24 protein-coding genes and 1 riboswitch are annotated in these 22635 nt (G+C 70.8%); of the genes, 18 read left to right on the forward strand and 6 right to left on the reverse strand.

Annotation, left to right across the window (positions count from 1 at the left end; genetic code table 11):
* The first annotated feature begins 23 nt into the window (after positions 1-23).
* From SHK19_RS11025 to SHK19_RS11100, 16 genes are all read left to right on the forward strand, one after another.
* Positions 24-782 carry a CoA transferase subunit A gene (locus tag SHK19_RS11025; RefSeq protein WP_322455595.1) on the forward strand — a complete coding sequence of 253 codons (759 nt, stop codon included), beginning with the start codon at positions 24-26 and terminating at the stop codon, positions 780-782.
* The gene (locus tag SHK19_RS11030) at positions 779-1417 is read left to right on the forward strand and encodes a CoA transferase subunit B (RefSeq protein ID WP_322455013.1); all 639 of its coding nucleotides are present in this window, start codon (positions 779-781) and stop codon (positions 1415-1417) included. The genes SHK19_RS11025 and SHK19_RS11030 overlap by 4 nt, the downstream gene beginning before the upstream one ends.
* The gene (locus SHK19_RS11035) at positions 1414-2766 is read left to right on the forward strand and encodes a hemolysin family protein (protein WP_322936258.1); all 1353 of its coding nucleotides are present in this window, start codon (positions 1414-1416) and stop codon (positions 2764-2766) included. The genes SHK19_RS11030 and SHK19_RS11035 overlap by 4 nt, the downstream gene beginning before the upstream one ends.
* Positions 2759-3823 carry a hemolysin family protein gene (locus SHK19_RS11040; protein WP_322455015.1) on the forward strand — a complete coding sequence of 355 codons (1065 nt, stop codon included), beginning with the start codon at positions 2759-2761 and terminating at the stop codon, positions 3821-3823. Before SHK19_RS11035 ends, SHK19_RS11040 begins: the two co-directional genes overlap by 8 nt.
* Before the next feature lie 30 nt (positions 3824-3853).
* On the forward strand, positions 3854-4450 hold the full coding sequence (locus SHK19_RS11045; protein WP_322455016.1) for a CDP-alcohol phosphatidyltransferase family protein: 597 nt from the start codon (positions 3854-3856) through the stop codon (positions 4448-4450).
* Positions 4450-5322: a DUF881 domain-containing protein gene (locus tag SHK19_RS11050; protein ID WP_322455017.1), complete on the forward strand. Its 873-nt coding sequence runs from the start codon at positions 4450-4452 to the stop codon at positions 5320-5322. The genes SHK19_RS11045 and SHK19_RS11050 overlap by 1 nt, the downstream gene beginning before the upstream one ends.
* Before the next feature lie 2 nt (positions 5323-5324).
* Positions 5325-5657 (forward strand): small basic family protein, encoded by a 333-nt coding sequence (locus tag SHK19_RS11055; RefSeq protein WP_322455018.1) that lies wholly within the window; start codon positions 5325-5327, stop codon positions 5655-5657.
* On the forward strand, positions 5650-6423 hold the full coding sequence (locus SHK19_RS11060; protein ID WP_322455019.1) for a DUF881 domain-containing protein: 774 nt from the start codon (positions 5650-5652) through the stop codon (positions 6421-6423). The genes SHK19_RS11055 and SHK19_RS11060 overlap by 8 nt, the downstream gene beginning before the upstream one ends.
* Before the next feature lie 10 nt (positions 6424-6433).
* Positions 6434-6820 (forward strand): glycine cleavage system protein GcvH, encoded by a 387-nt coding sequence (gene gcvH / locus SHK19_RS11065; RefSeq protein WP_322455020.1) that lies wholly within the window; start codon positions 6434-6436, stop codon positions 6818-6820.
* A gap of 69 nt (positions 6821-6889) precedes the next feature.
* Complete coding sequence (locus SHK19_RS11070) at positions 6890-7399, forward strand: FHA domain-containing protein (RefSeq protein ID WP_322936259.1); 510 nt, start codon at positions 6890-6892, stop codon at positions 7397-7399.
* 5 nt (positions 7400-7404) lie between these two features.
* The gene (gene ftsR, locus SHK19_RS11075) at positions 7405-8136 is read left to right on the forward strand and encodes a transcriptional regulator FtsR (RefSeq protein WP_322455022.1); all 732 of its coding nucleotides are present in this window, start codon (positions 7405-7407) and stop codon (positions 8134-8136) included.
* Between the two features lie 42 nt (positions 8137-8178).
* Positions 8179-8646 (forward strand): bifunctional nuclease family protein, encoded by a 468-nt coding sequence (locus SHK19_RS11080; RefSeq protein WP_322455023.1) that lies wholly within the window; start codon positions 8179-8181, stop codon positions 8644-8646.
* A 133-nt stretch (positions 8647-8779) separates the two neighbouring features.
* Complete coding sequence (locus tag SHK19_RS11085) at positions 8780-9376, forward strand: MerR family transcriptional regulator (protein WP_322455024.1); 597 nt, start codon at positions 8780-8782, stop codon at positions 9374-9376.
* Positions 9377-9404: 28 nt separating this feature from the next.
* A riboswitch (glycine riboswitch) is annotated at positions 9405-9495 on the forward strand.
* Positions 9496-9569: 74 nt separating this feature from the next.
* Positions 9570-12455 (forward strand): aminomethyl-transferring glycine dehydrogenase, encoded by a 2886-nt coding sequence (gene gcvP, locus SHK19_RS11090; protein ID WP_322936260.1) that lies wholly within the window; start codon positions 9570-9572, stop codon positions 12453-12455.
* Positions 12445-13833 carry a pyridoxal phosphate-dependent decarboxylase family protein gene (locus SHK19_RS11095; RefSeq protein WP_322936261.1) on the forward strand — a complete coding sequence of 463 codons (1389 nt, stop codon included), beginning with the start codon at positions 12445-12447 and terminating at the stop codon, positions 13831-13833. The genes gcvP and SHK19_RS11095 overlap by 11 nt, the downstream gene beginning before the upstream one ends.
* Positions 13811-14077 carry a hypothetical protein gene (locus tag SHK19_RS11100; protein WP_322936262.1) on the forward strand — a complete coding sequence of 89 codons (267 nt, stop codon included), beginning with the start codon at positions 13811-13813 and terminating at the stop codon, positions 14075-14077. Before SHK19_RS11095 ends, SHK19_RS11100 begins: the two co-directional genes overlap by 23 nt.
* Before the next feature lie 56 nt (positions 14078-14133).
* Here the strand turns inward: SHK19_RS11100 and SHK19_RS11105 are convergent, their stop codons facing one another.
* From SHK19_RS11105 to rmuC, 5 genes are read right to left on the reverse strand one after another with little or no spacing between them, the layout of a single operon-like run.
* Positions 14134-15201 carry an aminotransferase class V-fold PLP-dependent enzyme gene (locus SHK19_RS11105; RefSeq protein ID WP_322936263.1) on the reverse strand — a complete coding sequence of 356 codons (1068 nt, stop codon included), beginning with the start codon at positions 15199-15201 and terminating at the stop codon, positions 14134-14136.
* Complete coding sequence (locus SHK19_RS11110) at positions 15198-15635, reverse strand: SRPBCC family protein (protein ID WP_322936264.1); 438 nt, start codon at positions 15633-15635, stop codon at positions 15198-15200. Before SHK19_RS11110 ends, SHK19_RS11105 begins: the two co-directional genes overlap by 4 nt.
* A 25-nt stretch (positions 15636-15660) precedes the next feature.
* On the reverse strand, positions 15661-17052 hold the full coding sequence (locus tag SHK19_RS11115; RefSeq protein WP_322936265.1) for a metallopeptidase TldD-related protein: 1392 nt from the start codon (positions 17050-17052) through the stop codon (positions 15661-15663).
* On the reverse strand, positions 17049-18581 hold the full coding sequence (locus tag SHK19_RS11120) for a TldD/PmbA family protein (RefSeq protein WP_322936266.1): 1533 nt from the start codon (positions 18579-18581) through the stop codon (positions 17049-17051). Before SHK19_RS11120 ends, SHK19_RS11115 begins: the two co-directional genes overlap by 4 nt.
* Before the next feature lie 25 nt (positions 18582-18606).
* Positions 18607-19962 carry a DNA recombination protein RmuC gene (gene rmuC, locus SHK19_RS11125; RefSeq protein WP_322936267.1) on the reverse strand — a complete coding sequence of 452 codons (1356 nt, stop codon included), beginning with the start codon at positions 19960-19962 and terminating at the stop codon, positions 18607-18609.
* Positions 19963-20060: 98 nt separating this feature from the next.
* Between rmuC and SHK19_RS11130 the strand changes: the two genes are divergently transcribed.
* A complete protein-coding gene (locus tag SHK19_RS11130; RefSeq protein WP_322936268.1) occupies positions 20061-20960 on the forward strand; it encodes an oxidoreductase in 900 nt (299 codons plus the stop codon).
* Between the two features lie 4 nt (positions 20961-20964).
* On the opposite strand, the gene SHK19_RS11135 is transcribed toward SHK19_RS11130, so the two are convergent.
* Positions 20965-21681 (reverse strand): peptidylprolyl isomerase, encoded by a 717-nt coding sequence (locus SHK19_RS11135; protein ID WP_322936269.1) that lies wholly within the window; start codon positions 21679-21681, stop codon positions 20965-20967.
* A 50-nt stretch (positions 21682-21731) separates the two neighbouring features.
* Here SHK19_RS11135 and SHK19_RS11140 point away from each other — a divergent pair, with 50 nt between their 5' ends.
* The gene (locus SHK19_RS11140; RefSeq protein WP_322455034.1) at positions 21732-22601 is read left to right on the forward strand and encodes an LLM class F420-dependent oxidoreductase; all 870 of its coding nucleotides are present in this window, start codon (positions 21732-21734) and stop codon (positions 22599-22601) included.
* Positions 22602-22635: the final 34 nt, after the last annotated feature.

Genomic DNA, 22635 nt, shown 5'->3' on the forward strand with positions numbered 1-22635 from the left:
CGCATCGGGAAGGCATGGAACAGATGGACAAGGTGGTAGCAAGTGCCGCGGAGGCGGTCGCGGACATTCCGGACGGGGCCACTGTGGCGGTGGGCGGTTTCGGGTTGTGCGGGATCCCGTCGGTCCTGATCGACGCTCTCCTGACGCAGGGTGCGACGGACCTGGAGGCGGTCTCCAACAACTGCGGCGTAGACGAATGGGGCCTGGGGCGGTTGCTGTTCGCCCGCCGGCTACGCCGGATGGTGTCGTCGTACGTCGGAGAGAACAAGGAGTTCGCCCGGCAGTACCTCTCCGGTGAGCTGGAGGTGGAGCTGACCCCGCAGGGCACCTTGGCGGAGCGGATGCGCGCCGGAGGGTCGGGGATCCCGGCGTTCTTCACCGCAACCGGGGTCGGCACCCAGGTGGCGGACGGCGGCCTGCCGTGGCGGTACGACGACTCCGGGGCCGTGGTGGTGTCGTCACCCCCGAAGGAGGTGCGGTCATTCGGCGGCCGCGAGTACGTGCTGGAGGAGGCGATCGTCGCGGACTTCGGGATCGTGCGCGCCTGGAAGGGCGACCGGCACGGCAACCTGGTCTACCGGGACTCGGCGCGCAACTTCAACCCGTTGGCCGCGATGTGCGGCCGCATCACGATCGCCGAGGTGGAGGAGCTGGTGGAGCCGGGGGAGCTGGACCCGAACAACATCCACACCCCTGGGGTGTTCGTGCATCGGGTCGTTGCCCTGACGCCCGAGCAGGCTGCGGACAAGCGGATCGAGAAGAGGACGGTGACCACCCCGTGAGCTGGACTCGCGAACAGATGGCGGCGCGGGCGGCGGCCGAGCTGACCGACGGCTCCTACGTGAACCTCGGGATCGGTCTGCCGACGCTCGTGCCGAACTACGTTCCCGACGGCGTGGAGCTGATCCTCCAGTCGGAGAACGGCATCCTCGGTGTCGGTCCCTACCCGACCGAGGAGAACGTGCACCCGGACCTGATCAACGCCGGGAAGGAGACGGTCACGGTCAACCGCGGTGCGTCGTTCTTCGACTCCGCGACGTCGTTCGGCATGATCCGGGGCGGCAAGATCGATGCGGCGATCCTCGGGGCGATGCAGGTGTCGGTGAGGGGTGACATCGCGAACTGGATGATCCCCGGGAAGATGGTCAAGGGAATGGGTGGCGCCATGGACCTGGTCCATGGCGCGAAGCGGGTGATCGTCCTGATGGAGCACACGGCGCGCGACGGTGGGTTCAAGATCGTCAACGAGTGCTCGCTGCCCTACACCGGCCTGCGGGTGGTCCAGCGGATCATCACCGACCTCGGGGTGATCGACATCGAGCCGGACGGGCTGCACCTCGTCGAGCTTGCTCCCGGTGTCACCGTCGACGAGGTCCGTGCGGCAACGGAACCCCCGCTGATACTGCGACATCCATGACGACAGCCCTGCTCCTCCTGGCACTCGCTCTCCTGCTGGTCCTGGCGTGCGGGATGTTCGTCGCCGCTGAGTTCGCCTTCGTCACCGTCGACCGCGGCCAGGTCGATCGGGCCGCCGCCGCGGGCGACACCACGGCCGCCGGCGTGCAGAGCGCGCTGCGGTCGCTGTCGACTCAGCTCTCCGGTGCCCAGGTCGGCATCACCGCCACCAACCTGGGCATCGGCTTCCTGGCGGAGCCGGCGATCGCCGACCTGCTCCGCGACCCGCTCGACGGGGCCGGTGTCTCGGACGGAGCGGTGGGGCCGATCGCGCTCACGACGAGCCTGGTCCTCAGCACCATCATCACCATGCTCATCGGCGAGCTGGTGCCGAAGAACATCGCGCTCGCGCTCCCGATGGCGACCGCGCGCGCCACCCAACGGCCGATGCGCGCCTTCACCACGGCGATCCGGCTGCCGATCCGGGTCCTCAACGGCGCGGCCAACGCCATCGTCCGGTGGTTCGGGATCGAGCCCCAGGAGGAGCTGCGGTCGGCGCGCAGCTCGACCGAGCTGGCGTCGCTCATCCAGCGCAGTGCCGACGTGGGCACCCTCGACGCGGACACCGCCGAGCTGATGGAGAAGTCCGTCGTGTTCGGCACCCGCACCGCCGGCGAGATCATGACGCCTCGGGTCCGCACCCGCTCCCTGGAGGAGTCCGACCGCGCCAGCGCGGTCATCGAGCTCGCCCGCGAGACCGGGCACTCCCGGTTCCCGGTGCTCGACGACAACGACGTCGTCATCGGCACCGTGCACGTCAAGAACGCCGTCGCGCTGCCGGTGCCGGAGCGCGCGACGACACGGGTCAAGCACCTGATGGCCAAGCCGATCGTCGTCCCCGACAGCCTGCGGCTCGACCCGCTGATGGAGCTGCTGCGCAAGGACGGCTTCCAGATGGCCGTCGTGCTGGACGAGTACGGCGGTCACGCCGGCATCGTCACCCTCGAGGACGTGGTCGAGGAGATCGTCGGCGACATCGCCGACGAGCACGACCGGCTCGGCGCGCGGGGACGGCTCCGCCGCGACGGCAGCTGGTCGGTGTCCGGCCTGCTGCGGCCGGACGAGATCGAGGACCTCACCGGCATCGAGCTCCCCGAGGGTGAGGACTACGACACGGTGGCCGGGCTGGTCCTGAAGGGTCTGGGCAGGATCCCCACCGCAGGGGAGCAGGTCGTCGTACCCCTGACGGCGTCGCACGAGGACGACGACGACGCTCCCGCGCGCAACGCCGTACTGACCGTGGAGTACATGGACGGGCTGAGGATCGACCGCGTGTCCCTCCGGGTCGAGGAGGTGGCCAGCGATGAGTAACGCCGCCGCGCTCGTGCTGACCGTCGTGCTGCTGGCCGGCAACGCGTTCTTCGTCGGCACGGAGTTCGCCCTGATCTCCGCCCGGCGCAGCCAGATCGAGCCCCGCGCCCAGGCCGGGTCGCGGCTGGCCCGGACCACGCTGCGCGCGCTCGGCCAGATGCCGCACATGATCGCCGGCATCCAGCTGGGCGTGACGGTGTGCTCGCTGGTGCTCGGCGCCATCTCCGAGCCTGCCATCGCCCACCTGCTCGAGCCGATGTTCGAGGCGGCGCACCTCCCGCACGACCTGCTGCACCCCCTCGCCTTCACGATCGCGTTGAGCATCGTGGCGTTCCTGCACGTGGTGCTCGGCGAGATGGTGCCGAAGAACATCGCGCTCGCCGGCCCCGACCGGGCCGTGCTGCTGCTGGCGCCACCGATGCTCGCGCTGGTGACCCTGCTCAGGCCGGTCATCGTCGCCCTCGACGCGATGGCGAAGGCGATCCTGCGGCTCCTGCGCGTGGAGCCGAAGGACGAGATGAGCTCCACCTTCACCCGGGAGGAGGTCGCCGCGCTGGTCGAGGAGTCGCGCGGCGAGGGACTGCTCGCCAAGGACGAGTACGACCGACTGGCCGGGGCGCTGGGCTTCACCGAGAAGACCGTCGCTGGCGTCATGATGCGACCCGAGTCGCTCACGACGGTCCGGCGCGGCTCGACCGGTGCCGACGTCGAAGCGGTCTGCGCCACCACCGGTTTCAGCCGGTTCCCGGTGATCGACGACACCGCCGAGGGCTCGGGGCAGCTGGTCGGCTATCTCCACATCAAGGACGTCCTCGAGCCCGACGAGGAACGACGAAGCCGGCCGATCGCCGACCGTTGGGTCCGCCCGTTCGCGACCGTGGGGGAGGACGCGCTCCTGCACGACGTGCTCGAGCACCTGCAGCGGCGGGGCGCCCACATGGCTCGCGTCGTGAACGCCGCCGGGGAGACGCTCGGCGTCGCCGCCCTGGAGGACGTCATCGAGGAGCTGGTCGGGGAGATCCGGGACGCCGCCCACTCCGACGAGGTCGGGACATGACACCGGCCGGAGGAAACTAGGGTGTCGTCCGTGGCCGACCCGACGACGCGCGACGACGAGGGCTCGCGCGCCGTTTTCACCCTCCCCAACCTGCTGAGCGGCCTGCGTCTCGCCGGCGTCCCGCTCTTCCTCTGGCTGGTGCTCGGACCGGAGGAGGACGCGTGGGCGCTGGTGGTGCTCATGGTCTCCGGCGTGACGGACTTCCTCGACGGCTGGCTCGCCCGCAAGCTCAACCAGCAGTCAGCCCTGGGGCAGATCCTCGACCCCGTCGCCGACCGGCTCTACATCCTCGCCGTCGTCATCGGGCTCGCACTGCGCGACATCATCCCGTGGTGGCTCGCGGTGTCCCTCCCGCTGCGCGACCTGCTGCTGTGGGGGCTGGTGCCGTTGCTGCGGACCCGTGGCTACAGCGCGCTGCCCGTCCACTTCCTCGGCAAGGCCGCCACGTTCAACCTGCTCTACGCGTTCCCGCTGCTCCTGCTCGGCGACGGTGACGGCACGGTCGCGACCCTGGCCCAGCTGTTCGGGTGGGCGCTCGCACTGTGGGGGATCGGGCTGTACTGGTGGGCCGGAGTCCTGTACGCCTGGCAGGTGCGCAAGCTCCTCGCGACCACGGAGCGGCGCTGATGACCGACGGCGCGCAGGACCCGTCCACGCGGATGCGCACACCGCTCCTCACGCTGATCACTGCCGAGGCGCTGGAGCGGGACTACCAGATGGTCGCCCAGCGGCGGATCGCGCGCGGCGACCAGCCGGGCGGCCGGGACCGGATCTCCGGCCGGGCCGGAGTGGTCGCGGTCGTCGCGGCGTTCGGCGTGCTGCTGACGATCGCCGCCGTGCAGACGAACGCGAACGCGGACATCGACAACGCCAGCAGGGAGTCGCTGATCGAGCGGATCGAGGCCCGCCGCAGCGCGGTGCAGGACCTGCAGCGACAGATCGCGGACCTCCGCGAGCGCAACGCCCGGGGCGAGGATGCCCTCCTCGACCTCGGCGACGAGGTCAACGACGTCGAGGCCGAGGCCACCGCGCTCGGAGCAGCCACCGGCTTCACGCCGGTGACCGGCCAAGGCATCCGGATCGAGCTCGACAACGCTGCCAACAGCGACCCCGACACCGAGCACATCCGCGACTCCGACTTCGCCCTTCTCGTCAACGCGCTCTGGACGGCCGGCGCGGAGGCGATCGCGATCAACGGGCAGCGGATCTCGTCGCGCACCGCCATCCGCAACTCCGGCACCGCGATCGAGGTGAACTCCTCGGGCATCGCTCCGCCGTACCTCGTGCAGGCCGTCGGCAACAACGACGCGCTCCTGGCCCGGCTCGTCGAGACCAGCAGCGGCGCGGCGTTCTCGGTGCTGGCGGGCGACTACGGCTGGCTCTACGAGACGGACAATGTGGACGACATGCGGATACCGGCTGCGCCGCTGCGGCTCCGGCAGCTACGGTCGGCCTCGCTGGCGACGGACAGCGGGAGACAGCCGGAAGGAGACGGGTAGACGTGATCGCGGTTCTCGGTCTGCTGGTCGGTGTCCTGCTCGGGTTCGTGCTCCAGCCCGACGTGCCGCTCGGGCTGGAGCCGTACCTCCCGATCGCGGTCGTCGCCGCTCTCGACGCCGTCTTCGGCGCCCTGCGCGCCTACCTCGACGGCATCTTCGACGACAAGGTCTTCGTCGTCTCCTTCATCAGCAACGTCGTCATCGCCTCCGGCATCGTCTACCTCGGCGACCGGCTGGGCGTCGGTGGTCAGCTGTCCACCGGCGTCATCGTCGTGCTCGGCATCCGGATCTTCACCAACGTCGCCGCGATCCGGAGGCACGTGTTCCATGCCTGACGATCCCGACGCGACACCGCCAGCCGATCCGGCCCCGAGCCCTGACGACGGGCCCCGGCAGCGGATCATCACCGGCCTGCGCACGCCGTCGCGCAGCCAGATCGTGGTCGGCCTGCTGCTCGGCGTGCTCGGCTTCGCCGCGGTGACCCAGGTCCGGGTCAACGAGACCGACGACACCTTCTCCGGGCTGCGGGAGCAGGAGCTCATCGACATCCTGTCGGCGCTCGCCGGCACCCGGCAGCGCGCCGAGGACGAGATCGAGGAGCTGGAGGACACGCGAGACCAGCTGCGCAACGACACCAGCCGGCGTCAGGCGGCCCTCGACCAGGCGCAGGAGGACGTCGACGAGCTCAACATCCTGGCCGGGCTGGTGCCGGTCACCGGGCCGGGGATCCGGATCACGATCGTCGAGGAGACCGGCCGGGTCAGCCTGTCGTCGCTCCTCGACACGATCCAGGAGCTGCGCACCGTGGGAGCCGAGGCGATGCAGCTCAACGGCACCGTGCGGATCGTCGCCGAGACCTCGTTCGAGGAGACGGAGGGCGGGTTCCTGGTCGACGGCGAGCTGGTCGAGGCGCCGTACGTCCTCGACGTCATCGGCGAGCCGTCCGTGCTGGCCCCGGCGCTGGAGTTCCTGCTCGGTCCGAAGGCCCAGCTGATGGAGGACGGCGCCACGCTGGAGGTCGACGAGCTGACCTCTATCGACATCGAAGCCGTGCACGAGCCCGACGATCCTGACTTCTCCGCGCCCGACCCCGATGAGTAGCCTTCGCCCCATGACGCCTGACGACCTCAAGTACACGATCGAGCACGAGTGGCTGCGCACGCCGGGGGAGCAGCCCGGCTCGGTCCGGGTGGGCATCACCGACTATGCCCAGGACGCCCTCGGCGACATCGTCTACGTCTCGCTCCCCGAGGTCGGCGTCACCCTCGCCGCCGGCAGCGCCTGCGGCGAGCTCGAGTCGACCAAGTCGGTGAGTGACGTCTATGCGCCGGTCGGTGGCGAGGTGGTCGCCCGCAACGAGGCCCTCGACGCCACGCCCGAGCTGGTCAACAGCGACCCGTACGGCGACGGCTGGCTGTTCGAGATCGTGCCCGCCGATGCCGCGGAGCTCGACCAGCTCCTCGACGCGGGCGCGTACGAGGCACAGATCGGCAATTGACCAATCGATCGGTGTAGGTTCGAACCATCGACCTCTACCTCACCCTGAGGGAACGCCCGAGGAGAACTGATGCCCTTCTGCACCGCTTGCGGTCGGCAGAACCCGGACGACGCCCGGTTCTGCTCCCAGTGCGGGACCCGCCTGGTCGCACCGGAGCCGACCATCGATCCGACTGACGCCACCGCGACCATCAGCTTCACCGGCGGCGACAAGGTCGAGACCTCCGACCGGCAGCTCAGCCCGGTCGACGCGGCCGCGGTCGACGCGCTGCCCGTGGGCTCCGCGCTCCTCGTCGTCCAGAAGGGTCCGGGTGCCGGCAGCCGGTTCCTCCTCGACCAGGACGTCGTCAACGCCGGCCGTCACCCCGACAGCGAGATCTTCCTCGACGACGTCACCGTGTCCCGCCGGCATGCGGTCTTCAACCGCGCCGGTGACGGCTACACCGTGAGCGACGTCGGAAGCCTCAACGGCACCTACGTCAACCGCGACCGCATCGAGACGATCGCGCTCAAGGACAGCGACGAGGTCCAGATCGGCAAGTACCGGTTGGTCTTCTTCGCCGGGCACGAGGACGCCTGAATCTCGTGGGGGTCCAGTCCGCCGACCGGCACGAGGCGCTTCTCAACATCGGCCAGGTCCTCGACCTGCTGCGCCCGGACTTCCCCGACATCACGATCCCCAAGATCCGGTTCTGGGAGGGGGAGGGGCTGATCAAGCCCCAGCGCACGCCCGCCGGCTACCGCAAGTTCTCCGACCATGACGTGGAACGGCTGCGCTACGTCCTGCGGATGAAGCGCGACCACTACCTGCCGCTCGGGGTCATCCGGGAGCACCTCGACGCGATCGACCGCGGCCTCGAGCCGCCGCAGATCGACGAGGTCGTGCCGACCGTCCCCAGGATGGCGCTGGCCGCGGACGGTCTCCCCGCCGCCGAGTCGTTCCGGCGCACCGACAACTTCCGCCTGTCGCGCAAGGAGCTGGTGAAGATCGCTGAGATCGGCGACGACCTCCTGGGCCAGCTCGAGGAGTTCGGCCTGATCACTGCGCTGCCGACCGGCCACTACGACACCGACGCGCTGGTGATCGCGCAGGCGGCGCGGCAGCTGGCGGACTTCGGCCTCGAGCCGCGCCACCTCCGGGCCTTCAAGACCGCCGCCGATCGCGAGGTCGGTCTGGTGGAGCAGGTCGTCGCCCCGGTCCGGCGCGGCCGCGACGCCTCGGCGTCCGCCCGCGCGGAGGAGGCGATCAGCGAGATCGCCGCGCTGTCCGTGCGGCTGCACGCGACGTTGGTCAAGGCCGGGCTGCGCCGCCTCTGACGGTCTGTCTCCGACGCTTCACGTCCGGAGTACGCTGACTCCATGCGCGAGGTCGACGTGATGGGCGTAAGGGTGGAGATGCCCTCCAACCAGCCGATCGTGCTGCTCCGTGAGGTGTCCGGTGACCGCTACCTGCCGATCTGGATCGGCGCGGTCGAGGCCACCGCGATCGCCTTCGCCCAGCAGGGCGTCGTACCGCCGCGGCCGCTGACGCACGACCTGATGAAGGACGTCCTCGCGGCCACCGGCAACGAGCTCACCCAGGTGCAGATCACCGATGTCAAGGACGGCGTCTTCTACGCGACGCTGGTCTTCGACTCGGGCGCGGAGGTGAGCGCCCGGCCGTCCGACTCGATCGCGCTCGCCCTGCGCACCGGCACCACGATCTACTGCTCGGAGGAGGTCCTCGACGAGGCCGGCCTCGCCGTTCCGGCCGAGCAGGAGGACGAGGTCGAGAAGTTCCGGGAGTTCCTCGACCACGTCTCACCCGAGGACTTCGAGGCGCACTGACAGTGCTCTGACCCTCATCTAGAGGGTGAGAGTTGCGACACGCCGGGCCGACGTCTTGGACAATGCCCTCTCCCGCGCCGTACCTTGAAGAGTCCGATCCGATCGGGCACCACCGACTTCGACGGAGGACCGCGTGAACGAGCACCAGCCCGACGCAGGCAGCCAGGCTGCCGACGTCGCCGCCGGCGTCGCCGAGGAGCAGGGCCTGCTCTTCACGGACGACGTGTCGCCGCTCCCGAGCGACCTCGGCTACCGCGGTCCGACCGCCTGCAACGCGGCCGGCATCACCTACCGTCAGCTCGACTACTGGGCACGCACCGGCCTGATCGAGCCGAGCGTCCGCAGCGCCAGCGGCAGCGGCTCGCAGCGCCTCTACAGCTTCCGCGACATCTTGATCCTCAAGGTGATCAAGCGGCTCCTCGACGCCGGCATCTCGCTGCAGCAGATCCGCACGGCGGTCACCCACCTGCGCGAGCGCGGCACCGACGACCTCACCCAGGTCACCCTGATGAGCGACGGCGCCTCGGTCTACTACTGCACCAGCAGCGACGAGGTCATCGACCTGCTCCAGGGCGGTCAGGGCGTCTTCGGCATCGCCATCGGCGGGGTCTGGCGCGAGATCGAGGGCACCCTCGCTCAGCTGCCGAGCGAGCACGCCGCGCAGGAGCCGGCCGAGCCGGTGGCCGGTGACGAGCTCGCTGCCCGTCGGGCCGCGCGCACCGCAGGTTGAGCCTGCTCTGCTGATACTCTCTGGCTGCTGATCCCGCGCGGGAGAGTCTGGGTACGACCCAGCGCCGAAGGGGCAAAACCTCCCCGGAACCTCTCAGGCACCAGGACCGCGCGGCCGGGCAACTGTGGAGCCGTGACGCTGCGGTGACAGAGGGGGAGGGCGACGAGATCGACCGATCCCGAGGAGCCCCCCGTTGTCCGACCTTCCCACGCTTCCCGAGCTCGACGGCGCACTGCCGTTCGTGAGCCGCCACCTCGGCCCCGACCAGGGCCAGGTCGCGACCATGCTCGAGCGGCTCGGTTACCCGTCGCTCGAGGCGCTGATGGACGAGGCGGTGCCGGCCGGCATCCGCACGACCGGTCCGCTCGACCTGCCGGCCGCCCTCAGTGAAGCCGCGGTGGCCGACGAGCTCCGGGCGCTGGCGGCGTCCAACGCCCCGGGCGAGCCGATGATCGGACTCGGGTACCACGCGACCATCACCCCGCCGGTGGTCCGCCGCAACGTGCTCGAGGACCCGAGCTGGTACACCGCCTACACGCCCTACCAGCCCGAGATCTCCCAGGGCCGGCTCGAGGCGCTGCTCAACTTCCAGACGATGATCAGCGACCTCACCGGCCTGCCGACGTCCGGCTCGTCGCTGCTCGACGAGGGCACCGCGGCCGCCGAGGCGCTCGCTCTCGTCCACCGCGCCCGCCGCAACCTGAGCGGCCCGTTCGTGCTCGACGCCGACGCGCTGCCCCAGACCATCGACGTGGTCCGCACCCGGGCCGAGGCGATCGGCATGGAGGTCGTCGTCGCCGACCTCACCGCGGGCCTTCCCGACGGAGACCTCGCCGGCGTCCTCGTGCAGTACCCCGGCGCCTCGGGCCGCGTGCTCGACCCCCGTCCGGTGGTCGACGAGATCCACGAGCGCGGGGGACTGGCGGTCGTCGCCGCCGACCTGCTGGCGCTGACCCTCCTGGAGGCGCCCGGCTCGTTCGGCGCCGACGTCGTCGTGGGGTCGAGCCAGCGGTTCGGCGTACCCCTCTTCTACGGCGGTCCGCACGCGGGTTTCATGAGCGTGAGCGCCGGCCTCGAGCGGCAGATCCCGGGTCGGCTGGTCGGCGTCTCGCTCGACGTGGAGGGCCGCCCGGCCTACCGACTGGCGCTGCAGACCCGCGAGCAGCACATCCGGCGGGACAAGGCGACCTCCAACATCTGCACCGCCCAGGTCCTGCTCGCCGTCACCGCGTCGATGTACGCCGTCTACCACGGACCCGACGGCCTGCGGCAGATCGCGACCCGCACCCACCGCTACGCCGCGGTCCTGGCGCACGCGCTGGCTCAGAGCGGCCTGGCACCGGCGCACGACAGGTTCTTCGACACGCTGACGGTGCCGGTCCCCGGCCGGGCGGCTGAGGTGGTTGCGGCCGCCCGGAGCCTGGGGGTGCACCTGCGCAAGGTGGACGCCGACACCGTGGGGTTGTCGACGTCCGAACGCACGACGCGTTCTACCGTCTCGACCGTCCTGAAGGCGTTCGGTATCGAGCACCCGGACATCGACACCCTCGACCGGACCACGAGCGACGCCCTGCCGCCGGAGCTGCGCCGGACGACGGAGTTCCTGGAGCACCCGGTCTTCAACACCCACCACAACGAGACGTCGATGCTGCGCTACCTGCACCGGCTGTCGAGCCGCGACTACGCGCTCGACCGGGGCATGATCCCGCTCGGCTCGTGCACGATGAAGCTCAACGCGACCACGGAGATGGAGCCGATCTCGCTGCACGGCTTCGCCGACCTCCACCCCTTCGTCCCGGCCGAGCACGCCACCGGCTACCGGCACCTGGTCGACCAGCTCGAGAGCTGGCTGGCCGAGGTCACCGGCTACGACAAGGTGTCCATCCAGCCCAACGCAGGGTCGCAAGGTGAGTTCGCGGGGATGCTCGCGATCCGGGCGTTCCACGACGCCAACGGGGATCACGACCGCCGGGTCTGCCTGATCCCGTCGTCGGCCCACGGCACCAACCCCGCGTCCGCGGTGATGGCCGGCATGACGGTCGTCGTCGTCAAGGCCGACGAGGACGGCACCGTCGACCTCGCCGACCTGCGCGCCAAGTGCGAGCAGCACGCGGACACCCTCGCCGCAATCATGGTCACCTACCCGTCGACGCACGGCGTCTACGAGGAGACCATCACCGAGCTGTGCGAGATCGTGCACACGCACGGCGGCCAGGTCTACATCGACGGAGCCAACTTCAACGCGCTGCTGGGCTACGCCAAGCCGGGGCAGTTCGGAGGCGACGTCTCCCACCTCAACCTGCACAAGACGTTCTGCATCCCGCACGGTGGCGGTGGCCCCGGTGTGGGTCCGGTCGCGGTGCGCGCCCACCTGGCGCCGTACCTCCCCTCGCACCCGCTGCACCCCGAGGAGTCCAAGCGCGAGGGCGTCGGCGCGATCAGCGCGGCGCCGTACGGCTCGACGGGGATCCTGCCGATCTCCTGGGCCTACGTGCGGATGATGGGCTCCGACGGCCTCGCGCAGGCGACCGCGGTCGCAGTGCTGTCCGCCAATTACGTTGCTGCCAGGCTCGGCGAGCACTTCCCGGTGCTCTACCGCGGCGACTCCGGCCTGGTCGCGCACGAGTGCATCCTCGACCTGCGCGAGATCACGAAGCGGACCGGGGTGACGGTCGACGACGTGGCGAAGCGGCTGATCGACTACGGCTTCCACGCGCCGACCATGTCGTTCCCGGTCGCGGGGACGCTCATGGTCGAGCCGACGGAGTCCGAGGACCTGGCCGAGCTGGACCGGTTCTGCGAGGCGATGATCGCGATCAGGGGTGAGATCGACCGGGTCGAGTCCGGCGAGTGGAAGGTCGACGACTCCCCGCTGCGCCGCGCCCCGCACACCGCACGCGCGCTGGTGGGGGAGTGGGACCGGGTCTACACCCGCGAGGAGGCCGTCTTCCCGTCCGGCATCACTGGGCTGAACGGGTCGGGCGACAAGTACTGGCCGCCGGTCGCCCGCATCGACCAGGCGTACGGCGACCGCAACCTGGTGTGCTCCTGCCCGCCGGTGGACGCCTATGCCGAGTGACGAGGTCGACACGGGTGACGCTGGGCAGGCCCTCGCTCGAGCGCACGAGCACGCGCTGACGTGGTTGGCCACCCTGACCGACCGCGCCGTACCTCCGGCGGCCTCGGTCGCCGACGTGGTGGCCGCCCTCGGCCCGGAGCTGCCGGATGGTCCGACCGATCCGGCTGCGGTCGTCGACCTGCTGGCCGAGGCCGTGGAACCCGGGCTGACCGCGATGCCGTCGGGCCGGTTCTTCGGGTTCGTGATCGGCGGCACGCACCCGGCGGGGATGGCAGCGGACTGGTTGACCTCGGCGTGGGACCAGAATGCCGGGCTGCGCACGGTCACGCCCGCGGCCACCGCGGTCGACGACGTCGCCGAGGCGTGGGTGCTGGACCTGCTGGGCCTGCCCGAGACCAGCGCCGTCGGCTTCGTGACCGGGGGGACCATGGCGAACTTCACCTGCCTGGCCGCCGCCCGCGACGCGGTGCTCGCCCGGGCCGGTTGGGACATCGGGTCCCGGGGACTGGTCGGATCGCCGGGCGTGCGGGTGCTGGTCGGTGCCGAGCGGCACGACTCGGTCGACCTGGTGCTGCGCTACCTGGGCCTCGGCGCGCCGGAGCTGGTCCCGGTGGACGAGCAGGGACGGATCGACCCGACCGCGCTACGGGCGATGCTCGAGGACGGCGACGGCCGGCCTTCCCTGGTGGCGCTCCAGGCGGGCAACATCCACTCCGGAGCATTCGACCCGTTCGAGGATGCGATCGCGGCGGCGCACGAGCACGGCGCCTGGGTGCACGTCGACGGCGCGTTCGGGCTCTTCGCCGGCGCCACCCCGGCGTACCGCCACCTCGTCGAGGGCTACGACGCCGCCGACTCCTGGGCGACCGATGCCCACAAGACGCTCAACGTGCCCTACGACTGCGGGGTGGCGATCGTGCGCGACCCGACCGCCCTGCGCGCGGCGATGTCGATGCACGGCGACTACCTGATCCACGACGCAGCCGGTGATCCGTTCGAGAAGGTCCCCGAGCTGTCCCGTCGCTCCCGTGCCTTCACCGTGTGGGCGGTGCTGCGGTCGCTTGGTCGGAGCGGGGTCGCCGAGCTCGTCGAACGGATGGCCGGCCATGCCCGGGCGTTCGCCGACGGCATCGCCGGCATCGACGGCGCCGAGGTGCTCAACGACGTGGTCTTCACCCAGGTCTGCGCGTCCTTCGGCGACGACGCCCGCACCCTCGACGTCGTCCGCCGGATGCTGGAGGACGGCACCGCCTGGACCAGCGGCTCGGTCTGGCGCGAACGGGCGGTGCTGCGCATCTCGGTGAGCAACTGGTCGACCACCGAGGCGGACGTCGAACGCACGCTCGACGCGCTTCGTGCCGCCGTCGCCGCGTCGTGACGGGACGCTCCGACGCGGCGCCGTCTTCATCCCTGCCGGGTCCATCCACGGCACCATGTACATCGGTGATGAACCGGTCCGGATCCGGGCCGTCTATCCCTCGACGACCGTCCGGATGGACATGGTCGAGCGCAACCCGCTGCCGGGAACCGAAGGTCAGCCTCCGCGTGTCTCCGTCTACGACATGGCCACGGGCTCCTTCACGATCCTCCATGAGACCGCCCTTCCGCCCGACTTCAGGTAGAGACTCCTCGCAGCGGCCGACCCGACGCGCTGTCGGCACGTCTGATCCAAGCATTCTCAGGACGCGGACCCCGGTTGCCGCGGGACCAGTCCCTCGAGGGCGCCGAGAGCGAGATCGACGTCGGCTTGTGTCGAGTACACGTGGAACGACACCCGCAGGCGGCCACTGCGGGCGGAGGCGCGGATGTCAGCGGCAGCGAACCGTTCCTCGGCCCCAGGGACGTCAGCCGACACGATCGCGGAGCTCCCCGGCGCCATACCCAGGCCCGCGCGGAAGGCGTTCGCCAGAGCCAGGTCGTGACGGTGGATGGCTTCGACGCCGATGGCCTCGACCAGCTCCAGCGTCGGTGCCGCAGCGACGTGCGTGAACCAGGTCGGAGCCTGGTCGTAGCGTCGGGCTCCCTCGAACAGCCGGGCCTCCAGTCCGTAGTAGCGGTCGTCGACAGCCGCGCTCCAGCCCGATTGCAGCGGGCTCATCAGCTCCTGAAGCTGCGGTGACACGTAGCCGAACGTGGCCCCCCGTGGGGTCATCAGCCACTTGTAGGTGCCTGCGACGCACGCGTCGGTCAGACCGGCGTCCACCGGCAACCAGCCCACCGCCTGGGTGGCATCGACGATCACGAGAGCGCCGGCTGCGCGAGCCGCCGCGCTGACAGCGGCGAGGTCGGATACCTGACCCGTCGCAGACTGGACCAGTCCGATGGCGACGACGTCGATCCCGTCGTCGATCCGGTCGACCAGCCGCTCCACCGGCGCGGCAACGACCGTCACACCGCGGTCGGCGTGGGCAGCCCAGGGGAAGACGTTGGACGCGAACTCGATGTCGGTCACCAGCACGGTCGATCCGTCCGGGATCGACGCCGCGATCAGCGCCATCGCGGCTGAGACGGTACTGCCCGCGAAGACATCCTCGACGCCGACGCCCACCAGCCGGGCGAAGGACGCACGCCCGGTGTCCGCCGACTGCTGCCACTCCTCCCAGACGCCTCGGCCCGATCGCCACTGCTCCAGGGCCTCTTGGAGTGCGTCCCACCCGGCTCTCGGCGGGAGCCCGAACGACGCTGTGTTGAGCCAGCCGGGGTCGACGTCCCAGTTGCGCTGCGCGTCGATGACATCCACGGTCACCGGGACTCCGCCCGCCGCAGCACCGACCGGAGCTGCTTGCCGAGCGCCCGCGCTCCGACGATGGGGATCAGGGCACCGATGACCCGGCCCCGCCGGGAGATCGGCACGCGGGTCAGGGTGACGTGAACGTCGGTGCCCTCGCCCGCCGCCTCGAGTCGATAGCGCCAGCCGCTGGTCGGTCCCCACAGGTTGGAGTCCAGGGTGTCGATCGTGACGGTGCCGGCGGCAGCGTCCCACGCGTAGCGCTCCCTCTCCCAACCGACCTTGGTGCCCTCGGTGACCTCGGCCCAGTCGGGACCCAGCTGGTGCACCTTGAAGTGGGCATCATCGACGTTGGGCCAGTGCCGGGCCCGATCCGGGCCGAAGTCGGTCAGCACGCCCAACACCTCGCTCGGCGACAGACTCGTGTGGACCGTGAACTTCGTGGTGGGCATCGATGGGCTCTTTCGCGTCGGACGGTTACATGGCCTGGGACACGCTCGACATGTTGAAGTCGGGGATCCGCAGCGCAGGTGTCGCCGTCCGCGGGAAGTAGTCGGCACCCCACTCGCGGCTGAAGCTGCGCGTGGTCGCGGATGCGTGGGTGAAGCGGCCGAGCAGGTCGACCGGGCTCTCGTTCCAGCGGAAGTTGTTGACGGCGCCGGTGATCTCGCCGTTCTCGACCAGATAGACGCCGTCGCGGGTGAGTCCGGTGAGAAGCAGGCTCTGCGGGTCGACCAGCCGGATGTACCAGAGCGACGTCACAAGGAGGCCGCGCTCGGTGCCGGCGACCAGGTCGTCGATGGTGCCGCTGCCGGAGTCGATCTCGAGCACCAGGTTGTCGATGTACGGCGTCGCGGGCTGCTCGGTCATGGTCGCGGTGTGGCGGGTCTGGATGAGGGAGGTCAGCTCGCCGTCGCGGATCCACTCGGTGCGGGCGAGCGGAAGGCCGTTGTCGAACACGGAGCGCTCGGAGTCCGACGACCCCACGACCGCGAACGGGGTACAGGCGACGTCGGGCAGGGCGGGGTCGGACATGAGATGGACGCCGGGGGCGGTGATCCGCTCGCCGATCCGGGTGCCGGTCGGGCGCTGGCTGTAGACCGACTGGCCCTCCCACGCGTCGCGGGCGCCGGCGTACCAGTAGGTGTCGACCATCAGGTCCGCGACGGCGGTGGGCGGGAGGATCGTGTCGTAGCGTCCCGCGGGCAGATCGACCCGACGCGCAGCCCAGGCGAGGCGCCGGGCGAGCTCGTCGTCGAGCGCCAGCGGGTCGATGTCGGCGAAGTCCCGGGTGGCCGCGCCGAGCCAGGCGCTCGTGGTCAGCGCAGTGTCCTTGGCCGTGCAGGCGAAGTGGCCGGTCGGCTGGACGTGCCGGAGCCGGAGCCCGGTGCTCGACCCGAGGTAGGTCGTGGTCACCGCGTGGTCGACGAAGCCGTAGAGGAGCCGTCCGGCGCCGGCGGCCCGGCCGAACGCCTCGCCGAGCGCGGGTGCCACGGCGTCGTAGACGGTGATGTCGGTGGGCGTGGCGGGCTCGTCCCAGTCCGACGACGTGCGGTCCCGCACGAGCGGGTTGGCGTCCTCGGCCGGCTCCGCCAACCGGGCCGCCGCGTCCGCGGCACGCATGATGCCGGCGATCTCGTCGACCGTCGTCGCGCTCCCGCTCGTCGACGCCGCGGCGACACTGTCGCCCGAGGCCACGAACGACACGACGGTCGCGGTCCGGCCGCTCATCTGGCCGTTGGTGGTGAGCGTGTTGTTGGCCCATCGGAGGTTCGCGCTGGTGGTGTCGTGGATGATCACGACGCAGTCGTCGGCGGTCGAGGCGGCGAGCGCCCGCTCGACCAGCTCCTGCGGAGTCGCCGCGCTCACTGCCCGGCCTCCTCGGTCGTGTTCAGGATCCGTACGTCGCGGAACAGCGCCGTCGGGCACCCGTGGCTCACCGCGGCGACCTGGCCGGGTTGCGCCTTGCCGCAGTTGAACGCTCCGCCGAGCAGCCAGGTGTCGGGCCCGCCGACCGCCTCCATCGCGCCCCAGAAGTCGGTGGTCGTCGCCTGGTAGGCGACGTCGCGCGCCTGGCCGGCGAGCCGGCCGTCGACGATCCGGAAGAAGCGCTGCCCGGTGAACTGGAAGTTGAACCGCTGCATGTCGATCGACCACGACTTGTCGCCGACGACGTAGAGGCCGCGTTCGACCTGCGAGATCAGCTCCTCGGTGCTGGGTCCGTCCGCCGCCGGCTGGAGCGACACGTTGGCCATCCGCTGGATCGGGATGTGCCCGGGGGAGTCGGCGTAGGCGCAGCCGTTGGACCGGCCGGCTCCCTCGTCGGCGCTGAGCTCGGGCATCAGCGCGGCCATCGGGCGGTCGAGCTGGAACCCGACCAGCATCCCGTCGCGCACGATGTCCCACTGCTGCGTGGCCACGCCGTCGTCGTCGTAGCCGATGGTGGCGAGCCCGTGCTCGACGGTCCGGTCGCCGGTGACGTTCATGATCGGGCTGCCGTAGCGAAGCGTGCCGATCTGGTCCGGTGTCGCGAAGCTGGTGCCGGCGTAATTGGCCTCGTAACCGAGCGCCCGGTCCAGCTCGGTCGCGTGGCCGATCGACTCGTGGATCGTCAGCCACAGGTTGGACGGGTGGATGACCAGGTCGTAGCGCCCGGCCTCGATGCTGGGCGACTTGAGCTTCTCGGCCAGCAGGTCGGGGACCTCGTCGAGCTCGATCTCCCAGTCCCACGCGCCGGCGGACGGGTCGCCCACGACGTACTCCCAGCCCCGGCCGACCGGCGGCGCGATGCTCGCCATCGAGTCGAAGACCTCGGACGTGCCGCCCATCGCCTCGAAGGCGGGCTGCATCCGCACCCGCTGCTGGGTGGTGCGGGTGCCGGCGAGGTCGGCGTAGTACTTGTTCTCCTGGACGGCGTACAGCGACGCAGTCGCGTGGTCGACGGCACTGCCGCGGCACAGCCGGATCGTCCAGTCGGCGAGGACGGCGGTCTTGTCGGCCGTGGAGACCTCGAACGGGTCGAGGTCGTACGACGACACCCAGGTCACGTCGTCGTAGACGGGCTCGGGGGCGAGCTCGACCGGCGTGGTGGTCATCGCGGCCGCGACCTTCGCCACCGAGACCGCGGTCTCGGCGACCCGACGGGCCTCGTCCTCGGTCAGCACCACTCCGGACGCGAAACCCCACGCCCCGCCGTGGACGACCCGGACGGCGAACCCGACGAGGTCGGCGTCGGCGGCGCCTTGGAGTGCTCCGTCGCGGACCAGGATCCGCTGCGAGCGGATCCGCTCGAACCGGAAGTCGGCGTGGCTCGCCCCGAGGTCTGCCGCCCGGGCGAGCGCGAGGTCGCCGAGCCGACGGTGGGGGAGCGCGAGAAAGGTGGCGTCGATCCCGGGCATGCTGCCCAAAGTATCAACGCCACCGTCAGCCGGCGTCGCGCTCGTCCTCCACGATCTCCGCGTCGACCGCGTGGTCACCGGACAGGAGGTCGAGCGGGAGCTCCTCGCGGTCGAGATCGGCGAGGACGGCGAAGTCCCCGCTGGTCAGGGCGCGGGGCGCTTCCTCGATCTGCCTCGGCGCGGGCAGGTTGGTGACCGGCTCGGCGGCGTTGAGCTTGCGGGCCGCCGGCAGCACCGAGCGCTCCAGCGATCCGCTGAACGCGTTGTAGTCCTTGACGCTGCGCTGGATCGAGCGCCCGAGCTTGTCGACGTGCTCGGCGAGCTTGATGATGCGCCGGTAGAGCACCTGACCGGTCTCGAAAAGCGCCTGCGCGTCCTCGGTGAGCGCCTCCTGCTTCCAGGTGAACGCCACCGTCTTGAGCATGCTCCAGAGGTTGGTCGGCGTGGCGAGGACGACGCCCTGCTGGAACGCGTGCTCCATCAGCGACGGGTCGACGTCGAGGGCCGCGTTGAGCAGCTGCTCGTTGGGGATGAATGCCACGGTGAACTCGGGGCTGACCGACAGGCCCGTCCAATAGCCCTTGCGGGCGAGGGCGTCGACGTGCCCGCGGACCTTCTTGGCGTGGTCGGCGAGAAGCCGCACGCGGGCCTCGGGCTCCAGACCTTCGCGCTGGGCGTCCATGAACGAGTTGTAGGGCGCCTTGGCATCGATGGCCATCTGCTTGCCGCCGGGCAGGTAGATGACCATGTCGGGGCGGCGCTCGCCCGAGTCGGCGTCGACGGAGTGCTGCAGCTCGAAGTCGACGCGGTTGAGCAGACCGGCGGTCTCCACGAGGGTCCGCAGCTGGGTCTCGCCCCACGCGCCGCGGACCGAGTTGTTCTTGAGTACTGACGCCAAGGTGTCAGCCGCCTTCCTGGACTCTTCGACCGATCGCTGGGTTTGACGGATCTGGGTGGCCAGCTCCGCGTGCTGGGCGACCCGGGACTTCTCCAGGTCGTCGACCTTGCGCTGCATCGACCGGAGGTGCTCGACCACGGGGGTCAGCGTCTTCAGCACCTGGGTCTGTCCGTTCTCGCCTCGCTCGCGCTCCTGCTGCTGCGCGCGCTGCTCGCGCTCCCGCTCCGCCTGCTGGGCACGCAGGTCGGTCAGCGCCTGCCGGAGCTCGTCGACGCTCGCCAGCGCGCCGGCGAGGTCGGCCTGGACCTCCGCCCGAGCGGCCGCCTCCTGGCGCCGCACCTCGGCCACCGCCGCCTCGTGGCGCGCGGCGAGCACCTCCGCGGACTCTCCGGTCGCCTCCGGCGGCGTCATCCGGGCGCGGAGCGCCCAGCCGACGACGACGCCGATGACCAGGCCGAGGAGGAGCACACCGAGGGTTTCCATGATGAAGCCCAGTCTCGCAGCAGGGTCCGACCTAAATCGGGAACGCCACGGTCGCGCGCGCCGTGTTTCGGCTCGTCCACCTGCCCTAGCCTTGCGTCATGCGACCGTGGACTGCCGTGCCGCCCCAGCAAGGGCGGCGGTTCGTGATCACCGGGGCCAACGGCGGCGTCGGCTTCCAAGTCGCCCGGATCCTGGGGTCCCGCGGTGCCGAGGTGGTGCTCGCGTGCCGCAACCTCGAGAAGGGCGAGGCGGCAGCCCGGCAGGTCCCGGGGTACGACGCCGGCCGGGTCGTCGTACGACGGCTGGACGTGGCGGACCTGGCGTCGGTGCGGGCGTTCGCCGACGCCTTGCTGTCGGAGTACGACGGCCTCGACGTGCTCGTCAACAACGCCGGTGTCCTGGGGGCGCCGTACGCGCTCACCGCGGACGGCGTCGAGACGCACTTCGCGACCAACCACCTCGGCCACTTCGCCCTGACCAACCTGCTGCTCCCGCGGATCCGGGACCGCGTCGTCGTCACCAGCTCCCGTGAGCACCGCCGCGGCAGCGACATCGATGTCGACGACCTCGCGTGGGAGCGCCGGCCGTACAAGCCGTTCGCCGCGTACGCGCAGTCCAAGCTCGCCGACCTGCTGTTCATGTCGGAGCTCCAGCGCCGGCTCGCCGCCGCCGGGTCGAACGTCCGCGCCGTCGGGGCCCATCCCGGGGCGTCGTCGACCAACATCACCAGCGGCACCGGCCACCCGATCATCACCTGGATCGGCTACCACGGGCAGCGCCTGGTGGCGATGCCCGCCTGGCGTGGGGCGCTGTGCACGGTCTACGCCGCGACGATGGACATCCCCGGCGACACCTACATCGGTCCGCACGGACGGTGGGAGCTGCACGGCTGGCCGTCAGCGGCACGGCGCAGCGCCGCAGCCCGGGACACCGGGCTGGCCCGGCGCCTCTGGGAGGTCTCGGAGAAGATGAGCGGGGTCACCTTCCCCTCCCTGTGACGGGTCAGTCGACGGTGACGGACTCGATGTCGACCGCCGTGTTCGGGACTCCGCCGCCCGCCGGATGGCTGTTGTCCTGGCCGTCCGCGGCGACGTCCTCCACGATGGCGAGCGACGCCTCGTCGATCGTCCCGAACACGGTGTAGGACGGGGGCAGCGGAGTGTCCGCGTAGACGATGAAGAACTCCGAGCTGTTGGTGTTCGGGCCCGCGTTGGCCATCGCCAGCGTGCCCGGCGGGTAGGTCTCCGTGCCGCTGAGCTCGTCGGCGAAGGTGTACCCCGGGCTGCCGGTCGGGTTGCCGCACTGGAGGACGAAGATGCCGTCGGTCGTGAGCCGGTAGCAGCTCTGGCCGTCGTAGTAGCCCTGCTCGGCCAAGGACGCGAAGGAATTCACGGTGCACGGGGCGTTGTCGGCGTCGAGCTCCAGCTTCAGCTCGCCGACGGACGTCTGCATCGTGACCGGGACAGAGCCTTCGACGGTCGGGTCCGCCGGCGGGAGCGAGACCTCGGACCCGGAGCCGTCGGAGGCATAGGTGCAGGCGCCGGCTCCTTCGGTCGTCCCGGACTCCTCGTCCGTCGGGCTGTCGGCCGTCTCGGTCGGGGTCGAGGAGTCGTTGCCCGCCTCGTCGTCCGGGTCGTCCTCGCCGCACGCGGCGAGTCCGAGGGCGAGGACGAGGGCGGACGCCGCGAGGGCGGGACGGGTGAACGAGCGAGCGCGCATGACGGGCATCGTAGACACCGGGAGGTTGCCGCCCTGCGTACGGTGGGCCCGTGGAGCTCGGCGTTCACTACGCAAACCTCTCCTTCCCCGGCTGGGAGGACCGGCTGACCGCGCAACTGGTCGGCACCGCGCAGGCGGCGGAGGCGGGTGGAGCCGAGCTCTTCACCGTCATGGACCACTGGTTCCAGATGGAGAACCTCGGCGGTCCGGCCGAGCCGATGCTCGAGGGCTACCTGGCCCTCGCCCACATCGCCGCCGTCACCGAGACGATCCGGCTCAGCACGCTGGTGACCGGCGGGACCTACCGCCATCCCGGGCTGCTGGCCAAGATCGTCACGACCCTCGACCGGCTCTCCAGCGGGCGCGCACTGCTCGGGATCGGCGCCGGCTGGTACGAGCGCGAGCACCTCGGCCTCGGCGTACCTTTCCCGCCCACGGCGGAGCGGTTCGAGCGGCTCGAGGAGACGCTGCAGATCTGCCTGCAGATGTGGAGCGACGACAACGGTCCGTACGAGGGCACGCACTACCGGCTCGCCGAGACGGTGTGCGTGCCGCCGCCGCTCGCGCAGCCCCACCCGCCGATCATGATCGGGGGAGCGGGGGAGAGGAAGACGCTGCGGTTCGTCGCGCGGTACGCGCAGTGGTGCAACATCTTCGGCGAGACCCCGGATGTCATGAAGCACAAGCTGTCGGTGCTGCGCGGCCACTGCGAGACGGCCGGCACCGACTACGACGCGATCCGCAAGACCATGATCACCGCGGTCGACCCGCTGGCCGGTCCCGACGCGTTCCTCACGCTGATGGGGGAGTACGCCGCCCTGGGGATCGAGCTGGTCACGCTCACCGCGCACGGGGACGACCCGGTGGCGTGGACGGAGCGGGTGTGCGCCGAGGTGCTGCCGGCCCTCCGGCAGCTCTGAATGGTGCCGGCGCAGGGGAGCGGTCGACGTTATG

The sequence above is a fragment of the Nocardioides bizhenqiangii genome, assembly GCF_034661235.1.
In the GTDB taxonomy this organism is placed as follows: domain Bacteria; phylum Actinomycetota; class Actinomycetes; order Propionibacteriales; family Nocardioidaceae; genus Nocardioides; species Nocardioides bizhenqiangii.